Origin of the sequence: Chrysosporum bergii ANA360D, assembly GCF_029891735.1 — a bacterium.
Lineage (GTDB): Bacteria > Cyanobacteriota > Cyanobacteriia > Cyanobacteriales > Nostocaceae > Umezakia > Umezakia bergii.
The window spans coordinates 1-14,853 of record NZ_JANQDH010000043.1 but is presented as its reverse complement, the minus strand read 5'-3'; the positions used below and the strand labels follow the sequence as shown (position 1 = coordinate 14,853).

Genomic DNA, 14,853 nt, shown 5'->3' with positions numbered 1-14,853 from the left:
CAATGACAACCTTATCTCCCACCAATCATAAAAACCAAGTAATTAAAACATCCTCTGAAATAGAATTAATTCTTGGTTGTGCCTGTACTCATTTAGATACCTCCAGCACCGCAAGAATGACATCGATACTGCATCAACACCTTAATTGGAAGTACATCATCCAAACAGCTATATTTCATAAAGTCACACCATTAATTTACCAAACCCTGAATAATCACTTTTCTGCACTAGTTCCCAAACAAATATTAGATCAGTTACTTTCTTACTTCCAAACTAATATCCGGCGTAACCTCTTCCTAACTAACCAACTGCTGCAACTGCTTACTGTCTTTCAACTACACAAAATTTCTGCCATTCCCATTAAAGGACCAATCCTGGCCATCTCATGCTATGGTAACCTTGGACTGCGCCAATTTAACGACATAGACATCCTAGTGCGCCCACAGGATGCAATTAAAGCCAGGGATTTATTAGTTGCTCAAGGATACCAAAGCACATATAAATTTACTAGAGAACAAGAAATTAGTAGATTAAAATCCCCATATTGTAAAGACAACAACTACACACATAAACTAACAGGAGTTAACTTAGACTTTCACTGGCAACTTTTGCAGAAATACCTATCCTTCCCCATTGACTATCAACAGGTTTGGGAGCGTCATCAACTGACATCCCTAGCAGGTCAACAAATACCCAGTCTTTCCCCTGAAGATCATCTTTTATTCCTGTGTATACATGGTTCTAGAGACCGTTGGAACAAGCTACAGTTAATTTGCGATATAACAAATTTAATCCGTGCTTATCCTGCTATAAACTGGGGCTGGGTAATAGCACAAGCCAAAAACCTAGGATGCTGGAGGAGATTTTTGCTGGGTATCATCCTAGCCAAAAACTTATTTAGCATAGAAATATCAGGGGAATTGTTACAGATAATAAAAACAGAACCCACCGTTCAATCTTTAGCTGCACAAATAACTGCCCAGCTTTTCTGCCCACATGACAATTCTTCCACGCTGTTTAAAAACTATATTTTCGACCTGAATACCAGAGAACGCTTACAGGACAAACTTAACTACTGTTTTTACCAATCTATCTTAGTTATTGCCAGAAATAATAATTTATTTCCAGCCTGGATCTGAACCTTGTCATTAAATTTGAATAAAAATAACTTCACCATCAAAAGTATGAAAAATTCACCTCTAAATCATATCAACATATCAGGAATAGTATCCCTAATTTTAGTTTTTTCTGCTTCTCCAGTCTGGGCAAAAGAATATTATGTAGATATTCAAGGGTCAGATCGAGGTCAAGGCACAAAAACTTCGCCTTGGCGCACAGTTAACAAAGCCCTATTATCTGTTACTCCAAATCAAGGGCATACCATCAGAGTAGGAAAAGGAACTTTTTATTTAAGAGGTACAGTTTCAGTTCCTTCAGGAATTAACCTGATTGGTTCAGGAGTTGACAGCACAACCATTAAAGGAGAATTACTAATTACAGGAGTGAAAAAAATCACTATTAGTAACATGAATTTCCATGGCAATTATTATACTTATAAATTGGGTATCTATGTTAGAGATGCCGAACAATTAATAATGGAAAACCTAGCATTTAATGGTTATGCCCATCAAGCGATGAATTTTGACAGAGTGACTGATAGCAACATTAGCCATATTGTTATTAGAGATAGTTCCTATAACAATCGAGTTGCAGGACAAAATGGCAAACAATCTTCCGCTTTTGTTCTAGGTAACTTAACAAACGTTGATATTCATGACATTGACATTGACACCAGAGAACGAGGTGGTAGTGGAATTAAAACCATTAGCGATAGGTGGCCAAAACATCAGCCCTGGAGTGGTCCCCCCAGTATTTTAAAAAATGTCCGGTTTTACAATTTAGATATTAAAGTCGATAAATGGAACGCTTGGAAACATGGCTGGACTCCCCAAATGGCCTTAGAAATTTGGCATACCCATTGTGTACCATGCGAAATCTCATATTCAAACTTTAATAGCACTTTATCTTTAGTTGCTTTCCGAAACAGCCAGCCACCAGGGGCGAGAGTTCGCGTCCATCATAATCTTTGGTATGGAGACAACCCATTTTATGCCCTAGAAGTAGGCACAGACAATATTGAATTTGACCATAACTATATTCGTGGTGGTTCTTACCCCATTGCAGCATGGGGACATGATCCCAGAAACCTCAACGTTCACCACAATATTTTTGAAAATACAAAAGGACCAACATTAATCGGTCATTTCCGAGTTCCGTTATCCAATTTTAAGTTTGTCAACAACACTGTTTATATTAATAACTCAAAAACCAGAATTTTTCATTTTATGCAAGGAGAAAGAGCAGATCAACAAATTAGTAATAACATTTTCTATAATTCATCTTTCCAGCGTAATAACTTCCTATCTGCATCAAAAGGTGTGAGATATAATATATTTTTTAACATTAAACCAGTAGGGACTCTCGCATTTAATCTTGACCCTATCTTTCAACGCTTTGGAACTCAACCCTCACCATACTACATCCCCACTGGCTTAACTGGTCTAGCGGCAGATATGGGAGCAATTCTACCCAACGGAACTCCTTGGACAGTGGGAAAGCAAGATTAATTAAATAACTTCTTGATAAATTTTTATCAACTGCTCATAATTAACCCCCGGAGAATACTTAACTTCATATGTGCAGCGAGCATTTATACCCATATTGCTCACAGTGTCAGGAAAAGCATCCGCCCATTGGATTTTTGCAGCCAAATCAGCCGCATTCCCTGGTTCAAAATGGCAACCATTCACCCCATCTTCAATAATTTCTGCCATACAGCCCAACTTAGGAGTGATTACAGCTAAACCACAAGCAAAAGCCTCAGCAACAGTTAAAGGAAAACCTTCATACCAAATAGAAGGAAATACTAACAACTTTGCTTGACGCATTAATGATAAAACTATAGCTTGATTTTGAAATCCTAAAAACTCAATGACATGATCAGTATTAGTATTTTCTACCTCCTGTTGTAATTGTTGGCGTAATGGACCATCACCAACAATTTTTAATGGCGTGCGTAAATTGTGTTTGACATAGGCATCAATTAAAACTGAAACTCCCTTTTCTGGCGATAGTCTGCCGACAAAAAGAATATAATTACTACCTTGGTCACTTACATTTGCAGATACATGATCAAAAACAAAATTAGGTTTAATATGTAACTTGGCAGCTGGTAGTCCAGCCTGAACCATTTTTGCTTTTTGAAATTCCGTAAACACAATATAAGCATCTACTTTTTTTTGCCAAGTTCCTCCTAGTCTATGCCAAGTATTCATAACTGCTACCACCGAACTTTCTACACGGGAACTACGATAGCAACCATGGACAATACTTTGCCAAGGTACTAACTCACCAATACAATCCTCACAAATTTTGCCATCTCGGAACGGCATGGCTTTAGGACAAGCCAACCGATAATTATGTAGAGTTTGGACTATAGGAATTTTATGTTCTCGACAAGCATCATAGATAGAAGGCGACAACAAGGGAAAAAAGTTATGTACATGAACCACATCAGGAAGCAGACGAGCAATTTCTTGTTTAACTCGTTCTTTAGATGAGTATGAGTAAATTGCATTTATGGCAGTTGCCACTTTATCCCAGGTATTTTTAATCCTATCATTGCTCACTTGTAATAAAGATACTTCATGGCCATTTGCTTGCAATAAAGACTTTTCAGCTTGTACTACCCCATCTTCACCACCTGCAAGTTGATATCGGTTATGTAATAACAAAACTCTCATAAATTTAAACCCCTAAACTGCCCAAAAAACTCAAAAAATGACTTAAATGACTTAACCGCAACTTAAGGTTTAACAACCAGTTGAGCGGAACTGTTTGATAATATCGCTATTCTCTGAGCAGACTTAATTTCCTTTTGACGACGATTCCCACTTCCCAGAGAAGCCCCCACCAATATGCCCAAAGGAGCCATGACAAAAATATAAACTATCACATTATCAGTAATCATAGCTAAAGCTATCCCTATCAAGCTCAGGAAAGCTGCCAAGTGAATATGCACACTATCTCGATCATTTCTCTCTGCCCATTGCCAATTTTGCCAAGTTTTGCTCATTAATTGCCCATATCCCATTAACCACAAAGTTAAACCAATTAAGCCATAATCATGAAAAATTCTTAAGTAATCATTATGAGGATGACTAAAAGCAGAGCCGACACTTTTTACTAAAACAGTTCCTACGGAACCAGGACCTTTACCAATCCACGGTGATTCCCAAGCTGAAGCGTATGCAATTGGCCACGCTGCATTTCGCCCTGATGTATTAATTTGTACTCCACCAACAGTTGCATTGTCTCCTGTATCTGTAAAACGGGAACGTATAGGTTCTACATAGGTAAATGCCAAGTATGAAACAATAATGATTATAGCTATAGTTAAACCCATACGTAACCAACCCTTGAGAGTCTTACAGGAAAATTGAGATATGGGAAATAACAAAATAACTATAATTAGTGCAGATCGAGAAAAACTAAAGGCGATGGTCAAAATTGTCAAAGCTAACCATTTCCACCCTCCAGGCAAACCATAGCGCCATGATGCCATAAACCAAGCACAGCCAACTATGGCAAACAATGCAAATGATCTGGCAGCCATAATCAACCCCGTGCCTGGACGATAGATGAGAACACTTAAGGCATACAAGCATACTGATATTTTAATCGCTATTGGTAAAGTTTTGCTAATGTATTCAGGTATAACTAAAATTCGATAACTTTGTATAATACTTAATAGAATCATTCCAGGAAATGCTAAATATACAGATAAGTTCTGGATAACATTCATGGCAGGCAAACTGGCGTAATACCACAGCCAATTAAGAACAGCACATATTATGAACAAAACTAACCCAGATGCCACTAAAACTATTTTGGGTAACTTATGATAACGAGTAAAAACACAACACCAGCTACCCAAAGCCAAAACAATGGTTAGTAAACCTAGTGCGGTAATTCCGCCGACGTTAAATTTGCGGATAAAATCCGTCAGTCCGCACAGGAGTAAAGTTACAGATAAAACATTATTATATACTTTCATGGTTTTCTAACTCAATTTCATAGGAAATGTATTTTGAGTTGAAATTTCTTCATACATTTGAACTAATTGCCTTCCTTTACTTTCCCAACTAAAAGCCTCGTTTACCCTTTGTTGTCCATTTCCACCCATACGCAATCTTAAATCTCCATCACTCGCTAAATAATTCATAGCTTTAGCGATATCGCCTATCACTTGTTCGGGTGTATGGGCTGAAATTTTCACACCTATATCCTCTGTAACTTGAATGGCTGGACCCCCTAAATCTAAACAGATAATTGGACAAGCAGCAGCCATTGCTTCCAGACACACAAATCCCCCAGAGTCATGCAAACTGGGATGAACTAAAACATGACAATCTTGTATTTTCTCCCAGGTTTGTTCACGAGATAAATTACCCCAAAATTTAACTCTTCCACCAATACTTAGTGCTTCGGTCAATTGTTCTAGCTGTTTCCGTTCAGGTCCATCTCCTACAATCCAAAAATCAGCATGGGGTAGTTCTGCTTGAGCAAATGCACTCAGCCCTAAATCAAATCCTTTCCAATACAACAGCCGGCCCACGCTGATAAATCTGATCCTAGAATTATTCACTCTACCATCTGCTCTATAACTTGCAAGTGTTGCTATTTCATCTGAAGATAAACCCAACTGAGAATATACTTGCACATTTTTTACACCCATTTTTTCTAAACGTTTAGCTGTATCATTAGTTGTGGCTCTAACTACAGCACTTTTTTTCCCAGTTATATGTACAAAAGGATCTAATTCTCCCCAAGACCTAAATAAGTACCGTGCTGTTTCATAAGCTTTAGCACGGAGGCTGAAACCTTCCCAGAACTTTTTCGGCGCTGACTCACCACCACCCACAGGACCCCAAATAAAAGGAATTGGTAGTAGTGAAATAAAACTAGGACTATAATACCGCACATAAGTTACATGATGTGCCACATCAAAGCATATCTGTTGGTGAAGTGAACGACTGACAAAATATGCTAATATTTGCCACAGGTAGTAGTGTAAATGCACCCCTAATTGTGTTACTTTATTGGGGTTATTCCAATTTAAAATCCAACCCAAAGGATCTAAATATACAAAGTTGATATTTGGCAGTGGGTGTTGTGCTAAATAAGCTTCAATACCTTGACGATGACAATTTGATGTTAGTACCCAAACTTGATGATACTTACTCACTTCTTGAATCACATTCCAGCCTACCCCCGGTTCAGAACCTCGGTTTGGTTCACAAGCGTAGGCGGAAATTAACAGCTTTAAACTTTCCATGGTAAATTATTAATTCACAGAATTTCGTTTACTTCATACCCAACACAAAAGACTGAACTTCATTGAGGAACTTTGCTGCTGCTTCTGGAGTATAATTTTTAATCATCTCTTCTGATTTCAAACCCATAGAACTAATTAAAGCTGGATTATCTATAAAATCCCGCATCAAATCAGCTATTTCTTGACAATTGTAGGGATCGAAAATATAACCATTTTCTGAAGGACAAATCATTTCTGATACCCCTGCATATTTAGAACACATGATTGGCTTACCAAAAAGCATAGCTTCTAAGACAACCATACCCCAAATATCTTCTAAAGTGGGAAAGATAAAAACATCTATATTCTCAAAATATTGTCCTAAATTACCATATTTTACCCATCCTTCAAATCTAACTCTGTTTTCTAGCCTATGGTTTCTAGTCCAGTTCTCAAGCTCTTGGCGTTGCTCGCCATCACCAATGACAATCAAAGTATAATCATGGTAACCTTGAGTTTCTAGTAATGAGCAAGCTTGTAACAAAAAGGTTAAACCTTTACGATCTATTGTCTGACCAATAAAGAGAAATCTAGGATGTTGGATATGAGATAATTGACAGTCACTATCCCGACTAGATTGTAAAAGTGCTTGTTTGTCTGGAATTTGATAAGGTCGGGCAAAAACTTTAGTCTCATGAACCTTTAAAACCTGGGTAATATAAGTTTTTCCTCCTTGGGAGTTAGTCACAAACGCATCAACATATTTAACCATCAAACGTCTAATCAACAGACGAATAGGTGAATCAGTCATGTCTATGTTAGGTGAGCTTCCACTGTATACAACTATCACTCCCCATTTTCTGAAAGGCTTTAACATCAGTACGCAAATAGTCCACAGAGAAAGACCAGTAACAAAGATAATTTGTGGTTGAAATTGCCAAAGTTGGGGAATAATTTCTAATGGTAATAACTGAATAATGCGTTTATATCCTGTGTTAGTCTGACTGACAGGGATTTCCCTATACTCACCTACTATATTCACCTTAAAACCATCTTCACAACCAGGAACAAAGCCCGGCCATTGTGAAGTAAAAATTTCCATTTTTGGAATATATTTACTCAGGTTTCGCAGTACAGGTTGTATATAAAAACCAAGTTTCATACTGGGACTAACCCAAGCTGTAGCAATATTTTTGATGGTATAATTCACGTTCATATTACTTAAATACACTCCCAAAAAATACTATAAAAATACTATGTTTACTCACGATACCCCATCAGCTTTTGATACTGTGCTAAAGTAGCCATGGCGATTTTATTCCAGTTCAGATACTCTAGGGCATAATTTCGACCCTTTAATCCCATTTCTTGCCAATTTGAACGACATTTGAGTAACTTTATTAAGCCAAACCTAATCTTTGATACTTCCGGCTCAACTACCACACCACAACCGCTTGCTTCCACATGGGGCGCTATACCAGCTACCTTTGAAACCAAAAGAACCCGACCGGCTAACATTGCTTCTAAGGCTGCTAAACTGAAGCCCTCAAAGCGAGAAGGAACACAAAAAACATCATAGTTTTGAATAATTAGAGGTGTGGGTATTGTGTAATCAGGAGGTAGAAATGAAACTGTTTTTAATAGAGATAGCTTGGCGACTTGATTTTCTAACTTTTTTTTATCTCCTTGATCAGAACCTTGAATCACAAGTTGAGCATTTGTGGTTTTGGCAATTTGTGCAAATGCTTCTACTAATAAATCTAAACCTTTATTATAGGCATCTATACGACCTATAAAAAAGAATTTTGCATTCCCTTGTGTATTCCACTTTAAGGAATGTTCAGGATATACCTCATCAGGTAAGAAACCATTAGGTGCAGCTATGACAGAAGTGTTCACTTTTAAATTCCGCAAAAACTCACTATGACGAATATCTAGTAGTTGAACCGCTTTAGCTTGTTTTAATACTTTTTGTTCAAAAAGATACCAATATAACCATTTAAGATGAGCATTTTTAGTGAAAATAGCAGGATTATAAGGATCATGGGGGAATACTAGGTAAGGTACATTACATTTTTTCAAAAAACGGGATAAAACATAAATTCTAGGTTGAAATATACCACTTAAAATCACCAGGCTGTTAGTATCTAAACAGTCAATAATGAATTTTTGTAAACCAATAGCAATTTTAAAAGACTGATGCTGTTGTGGATTGGTGAAACAGTGGATTTTATATCCCTCTGGCATTACAAAAACACCGTCATTTTTTCCTTCACAAAGTATGGTAATCTCCACACCACATTTTACTAGTCCAGATGCCAGACCATGGATAGCTTTCTTAGTTCCTTCACTTTTAATTACAGTAACATCTGGGGGAAAACTTTTGCTATAGATATATAATTTCATTTACCTGACTCAAAAAAATGTTAATAATTTTGCCACTAGATAATACTTTCATAAACAGTTAAATATTCTGTTATAATTTTATTTGGTGTAAAACATTGGTATTTTTGCCAAGCATTCTTACTCATTTCTACTGCTAGTTGTGGATATTGGATAAATTTATTAATGTTTCTGGCTAAACTGTCTATTTCTGATGGTTCAAATATAAATCCTGTTTTCCCGGAATCAATAATTTCCGTTATTCCACCACGATTTGAACCAATTACAGGCACTCCATACCCGTAAGCCTCAATTACTATTCTTCCCAGTGGTTCTTGCCATAGTGATGGAACTACTAACACATCAACTTGGCTAAAAAATACTTCTGGTTTAACGTAACCGAGATAATTAACATGAGGTAGTGGATAGCGACCACGGAAATAAGCAATTTGTTCATCTGAAATTTCCCCCCCTACTTGCAATTCCCAATTCTGAGAGGATATTGTTTCTAGGCTTTTTAACAAAGTGTCAAAACCTTTACTCTTGTCAATTCTGCCCAGATAACCTAATCTTAGCCGAGAACTTTTTTCTTTTGATATCATACCAGGTTGATAAGAATTGTAAATGACTTTTTGTACTGGAACATTAGTAAAATAATTCAGGTTTAAATGATGGTTTAATATAAATTGGCTAATTCCTATAACTGCATTGACGTAATTAGACATTTGACGTTTAAAAAAAGAGTAGCTTTTACAGTCACAACATGGAGTTTCACAGTTTTTATCATTGCGAAACATAATATATTTACGGGGACAGATTAAGTAATAGTCACGTAAAGTATGGACTATTGGTATCTGTCGTTTGTGTAAAGTTTGCCAAACTAAAACTGAAAATCCTGCTAAATTATTAGTGTGAACTAAATCTGGCTTTTCTGTGTCGATAATTTCTCCTATTTCTTTGGCCATCCAGGGGTTACTAATATCAATAGCGTGCCAAATAGGCTTAAGTAACGCCATATATTTAGGGGGTTTTTGTTGTTCATATTGCCAATAAAGATTTTTAATTCCTATATAATAAACTTTGACTTTATTTAAAAAATCTACTTTTGTTGTTGACAAGGGAACAGTAGTTAAAACAACAGCTTGATGCCCTTTTTCTACTAATGATTCTGCTAAAAGTTGTACTGAACGTTCAGCACCACCGACAAAATTGGGAGAATATAAGGTGTTTATGAAAAGAATTTTCATGGCTGGTAAATTATGATATTATTAAATTTATTAATACATTAGTCTATGGTTATAATTTCTAACTCAATTTTTTGGAAACTTAAAAAATGTATTATTTTAGCAATAGTGATCAGGATAATAATTCCCATACTACTTTCTGATTTATTCAGTATCCAATTTCCTGTCTTTCTGGAAAAACAGGCTTTTCCGCAAGACAAACCTTTTAAAAGTTGCATGATTGGAGAATAAGCTGACTTAAATACTGTCCCGCAGTTTGGCCCACTATGGTCTTGGTGATCTTTAGACCACTTGAGTCTTTGTAGTAATGGTTTCTCATTAGCTGTCATAGGACTAAATTTGAACACAGCACTGAGAATTATTTTTTCATGTGTACCTATAAATATGGTTTTCCTGTAACTGCGTTCTATTTCATGATTTGCTAAAGTTTTAATACACCCATCTTGCCAAAATGTTATACTTTCTACAAAATCATAAATTGTACATTCATACTGTCTACCCCTTCCAGCATTCATGGCTAATGCACCGCCAATAGTGGCTGGTACAGAAGCAAGATAATAAAAAGCATCCCATGATTGTTCTTGGCAATATTTTAGAATATCCATTACTAAAACCGTGGAAGAAACTTCTAATTTAAATTCACATAAAGGTTGGATATATTTAGGGAGTTTATTTTTAAGAATCAATGTTTTAATTGATTTACTCATAAATAAAGTATTAGAACCATTACCTAAAATATAAACTTTAACATTATTTGTTTTTGCCCATTCACAATATTGACGAAATTCATCTACACTCGTAATTTCTGCATATTGTTTAAAATAATGCGTGGTTCGATAAGAGGAAAGTTTATTGGATACTATAGATTGAATATTAACCATTGAGTGCCTCCATCAGAAATTTTCTAGACAGTAATACTTTTTTAGCTAAATTATTAATAATATGCTGATAATTGATTTCTAAATTTTGGTTAACAAATTTATTAATATCTGAGGTTTGATAAAAAATACGATTTTCTAAATCTAGATCATTGAGTAAGTCGTGTACTTTAATTGTTTTATCGCCTCTACTTAAAGCCACAAATGGTTTTTTAAAAATAATGGAAAATATAGTTCCATGATAAAAGCTGGTGAGGACGTAAGTAGCTTGTTGGAAATAGCCAAGCCATTGTTCTGTACCAATATTGACTAAATTTTTATCGGCAATTGGACTATAAAAACCAATAGATACTATCATTAAACCCATATTTTTAGCTAAAAGCTTGACTAATTTTTCTTCTACTTCATTTAGTTTAAAACCGTATATTAACAAATATGGTCTTTCTTCCTTTACAGGAGAAATAACTTGACTATAATCAGCGAGAAAAGTTGGATCAAGAACCTGAATAGCTTTGCAATTACATTCCTCATTTACTAAGTTTAAACTATTGGCATCTCGAACAGAGATATAAGTAAACTGATTAAGTAGGTGACTTATTTTTTCTCGGTACAATCCTAAGGTAACTGTGCTGCCAAAACTTGCTGCATAACTTATTTTTAAACTACTGCCTTGGTTAATAAAATCTAAGAAATAAGCAGGATCATATCCTCTAAATGAATTTATATTCCAAACTTCATCGCTGCCAGAAATAATTATATCATAGTTAAAATATTTTTGCTTGAGGTCAGATTTATGATAAGTTCTTGATTTTCCTAATTTTGTATGATAAACCAAGAAATTATCTAATTTTCGTGATTTAATTAAATTCTGCCAGAAATATTTATTCATAAAGTAATTTTTAAGAGCGCTTACAGGTCTATAGTCGATAAACTCAACGTCATATCCTTGTTTTTTCACTGATTGCCATAGAGCATAAGCTTGTAAGTTTGCTCCATAGTTGATAGCATGATGATAAGTTAATATTCCTACTTTTTTCATGTTTATTTAACCCGATTATATTTTATCTATACTTATTTTTCGCCAAATTATTATGAAGGGAAAAGCTAATGATAATGTCATCATTTTAGCTGCTACCTGAGTTTTTGAGGTAAGGAAAAAGGCAAAGTAAGAAGCTATACCATAGGAAATAACTGTCGCTATTGCTGCTCCTACTCCTCCATATTTTGGTATCAAAATAAAATTGAGTGAAATATTGGCTATAGCTCCCATAATCTGTCTGAATAGAGGAAATTTAAGTAAACCTTCATTAACTAACCAGTCCATATTTATTTGATGCCAAAATATGAATATGTTTGACCATGTATGAATGGCTAAAATTATTCCTGCTGCTTGATATTCTTCACCATATAAAAGTACTATCAATGGATGAGCAAAACTTGCACCAAGAATGGTAATTATAATTGCTGTCCAAGTCATGTAGTTGTATAATTTTTGCAGGTTTTTTTGATAGATTTTTTTATCGTCAATTTTATTTTTGACTAAGGCAGGAAAAACTGTATTGGTAATTATGCTAGGAACAAAATATAATGCCTCGGAAAATCGGATGGCTGCTGAATAAATTCCCACTTCTTTTATTCCGGAAATTTCCCCCAACATGATCTGATCAATTTTTAGGTAGAATATTGTTCCTATCCCAGCCAAAATTAAAGGCCAAGATTGATTGAGCATTGCTTTAGCCTTTGAAAGGCTGGCTCGCCATGTTTGGATAAGCTCGCCAGTAATTCTATATGCAATAATTGCACCAACTGTTTCTATAAATACTTGTAAAACGGTGATGTATGCAAATGCTAGAAGGGGGGCATTTGTGATTAGTAACAATATTTTGGCAATGACAATAATAATAAATGCTGTAATTGTGGTGTATGCTGTTATTTTTGACTTAATCTGTGATTCAAACCATATATTAATGGTAGAACTGATTTGAAAAATATTACTGATCGCAAAAATTGTTACCAATGAGCGAATTCCAATATCATTAGGTTTACTCAACCATATGATACCTATGGACAGCAATAGAGATAATAATCCACCGCTTAATTTTAAAGCAAAAGCTGTCCCCAGCAGTAAATTTTTATCCCCAGGGTGCTGAACTAGGTCTCTCACCACTAGGGGACGTAAACCTAAACCAGTGAGAACATTAAACAAAGCAACAAAAGATAAGGCATAGTTGTATATGCCGAGTTGTTCAGGTCCTAAATAACGAGCTATCAACACCCAGACCAAAGGCTCTACAACTATTCGCAGAATCTTATAAAAGAACTGCCAACCTACGTTAACTAGAATATTACGAAATCCATGACTAAGTTTACTTTGAATCATTTCACACCAGTTTCTATGAAAACTGCGGCAAGACGACTGGAAGAAAGTAACTGTTTAGTTGCTAACCAAATAAAAGGGGGAATGGTTGTTCCATAGCGTCGCCATAGTCGCCTTGGTTCTTGAATCCAGCGATATAGCCACTCCATTCCTAAGTCTCGAATGATCCGGGGTGCTCGTTTTTTAATCCCAGCATAAACCGGGAAAACTCCACCTACGCCAATCATGACTGCCTGAATTTTATCTTGATGTTCAGCTATCCATGTTTCTTGTTTTGGACACCCCAAAGATACGAACACTACTCCAGCGCCACTGGAATTAATTGTATTGATTAAAACTTCGTCTTCAGCCTCCGTGAGAGGACGAAAAGGCAAAGGTTCCATGGCTGCTATTTTCAGGCGAGGAAATTCCTGTTCTAAACGTTTTCTCATCCTAGAGAGAATTTCATTTTGGGAACCCACACAGAAAATACTCACATTTTCTGATTGTGCCTTCTCACACAGTGCTAAGAAAAGATCCATTCCGGCCACACGGTCTTGTTGACGCGCTCCCATTTGCCGCATCATCCACACTAGGGGCATACCATCAGGTGTAACCATATCTGCATGGTGTAACACATCAGCAAACTCTGGATGCCAATGAGCTTCCATCAGCATATGTACATTGGCTACGCACACATACTTGCTCTCACGAGCGATCGCCCACTTCAGTATTGTTTGTATCTGATCATGAAAAACCAACGCAGTGATAGGGAAATCAAGCACTTTTTGAGTAGGTAGAAATTTTCTGCCCACCATAAAATTCTCCTTATGTCAAGAATAAAAACTAAACATTACTTAAAAATCAAGATTCAGATCATCAGATTCTCATACGTAGTTACATGGAAACAAAACTATTTATCAGTATTTTCACGTTTTTAAACGAATTAGTAGAACTTTCGGTAAACGTATATTAGCTTAGTGTGAGAGTGAATACTTATTGCATAATTGTTCTAAACTTCATGATTACTTCATACTTATCTGGGATTTTCTTTACATCAACATTACAATCCCGTCATATATTCTTACGTACTGATAAATTTTGCCATTTCACACACAGCTAAAAAAAGAGGGAAGATTTTTTATCTTCCCCCTGAAAGTATTTATTATTGTTTGGTTGATTAGCCTGTTTTAACTTTTGGCGTAGCATCTGCCTTTGTTTTTTGAGTTGCCGCTTTCTGGCTGCACCGCCCCTGCCTTTATCGTTTCTCCCTTCCCTGCGGGGAGATTCCCATCTTTTCAGTTGCATAGTTTTCTTTTACCTATAATCTGCTGTATATGGGCAGGAGGAGAATCGAACTCCTATGACCGCAAGGTCGCCACATTTTGAGTGTGAGTTATATCCTGTTTTATCAAGGGTTTTAGACAACTTGGTTACTAACCAATAAGACGGTATGGGATAAAAACGGTATAGCCATACAACCCTTATTCCACAATGGTTTAAGAGGCTTATGGTATACAATTCAAATCAGTCTAAGTTAGAAAAAAAACTAACAGAGGCTAAGTTAAAGCTTGATTTTATCAAGTTAGAAGTCTGTAATAACAGGTTACGCTTAAG

13 protein-coding genes are annotated in these 14,853 nt (G+C 35.9%); 2 read left to right on the top strand and 11 right to left on the bottom strand.

Features of this window, described 5'->3' with window-relative positions:
- Window positions 1–2 precede the first annotated feature (2 nt).
- Entirely contained in the window at window positions 3–1,139 is a 1,137-nt protein-coding gene (locus NWP17_RS06680) for a nucleotidyltransferase domain-containing protein (protein ID WP_280654139.1), read from the top strand.
- Window positions 1,140–1,184: 45 nt separating this feature from the next.
- A complete protein-coding gene (locus tag NWP17_RS06675; RefSeq protein WP_280654138.1) occupies window positions 1,185–2,627 on the top strand; it encodes a hypothetical protein in 1,443 nt (480 codons plus the stop codon).
- Here NWP17_RS06675 and NWP17_RS06670 read toward each other — a convergent pair whose 3' ends face one another.
- From NWP17_RS06670 to NWP17_RS06620, 11 genes are all read right to left on the bottom strand, one after another.
- A complete protein-coding gene (locus NWP17_RS06670; RefSeq protein WP_280654137.1) occupies window positions 2,628–3,803 on the bottom strand; it encodes a glycosyltransferase family 4 protein in 1,176 nt (391 codons plus the stop codon).
- Window positions 3,804–3,865: 62 nt separating this feature from the next.
- Complete coding sequence (locus tag NWP17_RS06665; protein ID WP_280654136.1) at window positions 3,866–5,116, bottom strand: O-antigen ligase family protein; 1,251 nt, start codon at window positions 5,114–5,116, stop codon at window positions 3,866–3,868.
- 6 nt (window positions 5,117–5,122) lie between these two features.
- Window positions 5,123–6,397 carry a glycosyltransferase family 4 protein gene (locus NWP17_RS06660; RefSeq protein WP_280654135.1) on the bottom strand — a complete coding sequence of 425 codons (1,275 nt, stop codon included), beginning with the start codon at window positions 6,395–6,397 and terminating at the stop codon, window positions 5,123–5,125.
- Between the two features lie 28 nt (window positions 6,398–6,425).
- Window positions 6,426–7,592, bottom strand: a complete 1,167-nt coding sequence (locus tag NWP17_RS06655) for a glycosyltransferase family 4 protein (protein ID WP_280654134.1) — start codon at window positions 7,590–7,592, stop codon at window positions 6,426–6,428.
- Window positions 7,593–7,636: 44 nt separating this feature from the next.
- Window positions 7,637–8,782, bottom strand: coding sequence for a glycosyltransferase (locus NWP17_RS06650; RefSeq protein WP_280654133.1), 1,146 nt, complete (start codon window positions 8,780–8,782; stop codon window positions 7,637–7,639).
- A gap of 35 nt (window positions 8,783–8,817) precedes the next feature.
- Window positions 8,818–10,005, bottom strand: coding sequence for a glycosyltransferase family 4 protein (locus tag NWP17_RS06645; RefSeq protein ID WP_280654132.1), 1,188 nt, complete (start codon window positions 10,003–10,005; stop codon window positions 8,818–8,820).
- Between the two features lie 38 nt (window positions 10,006–10,043).
- Window positions 10,044–10,883, bottom strand: coding sequence for an FAD-binding protein (locus NWP17_RS06640; protein WP_280654131.1), 840 nt, complete (start codon window positions 10,881–10,883; stop codon window positions 10,044–10,046).
- Window positions 10,876–11,919 carry a polysaccharide pyruvyl transferase family protein gene (locus tag NWP17_RS06635; protein WP_280654130.1) on the bottom strand — a complete coding sequence of 348 codons (1,044 nt, stop codon included), beginning with the start codon at window positions 11,917–11,919 and terminating at the stop codon, window positions 10,876–10,878. Before NWP17_RS06635 ends, NWP17_RS06640 begins: the two co-directional genes overlap by 8 nt.
- A gap of 15 nt (window positions 11,920–11,934) precedes the next feature.
- The gene (locus NWP17_RS06630) at window positions 11,935–13,260 is read right to left on the bottom strand and encodes a flippase (RefSeq protein WP_280654129.1); all 1,326 of its coding nucleotides are present in this window, start codon (window positions 13,258–13,260) and stop codon (window positions 11,935–11,937) included.
- Window positions 13,257–14,054, bottom strand: a complete 798-nt coding sequence (locus tag NWP17_RS06625; RefSeq protein ID WP_280654128.1) for a WecB/TagA/CpsF family glycosyltransferase — start codon at window positions 14,052–14,054, stop codon at window positions 13,257–13,259. Before NWP17_RS06625 ends, NWP17_RS06630 begins: the two co-directional genes overlap by 4 nt.
- A gap of 301 nt (window positions 14,055–14,355) precedes the next feature.
- Entirely contained in the window at window positions 14,356–14,544 is a 189-nt protein-coding gene (locus NWP17_RS06620) for a hypothetical protein (RefSeq protein ID WP_280654127.1), read from the bottom strand.
- Window positions 14,545–14,853: the final 309 nt, after the last annotated feature.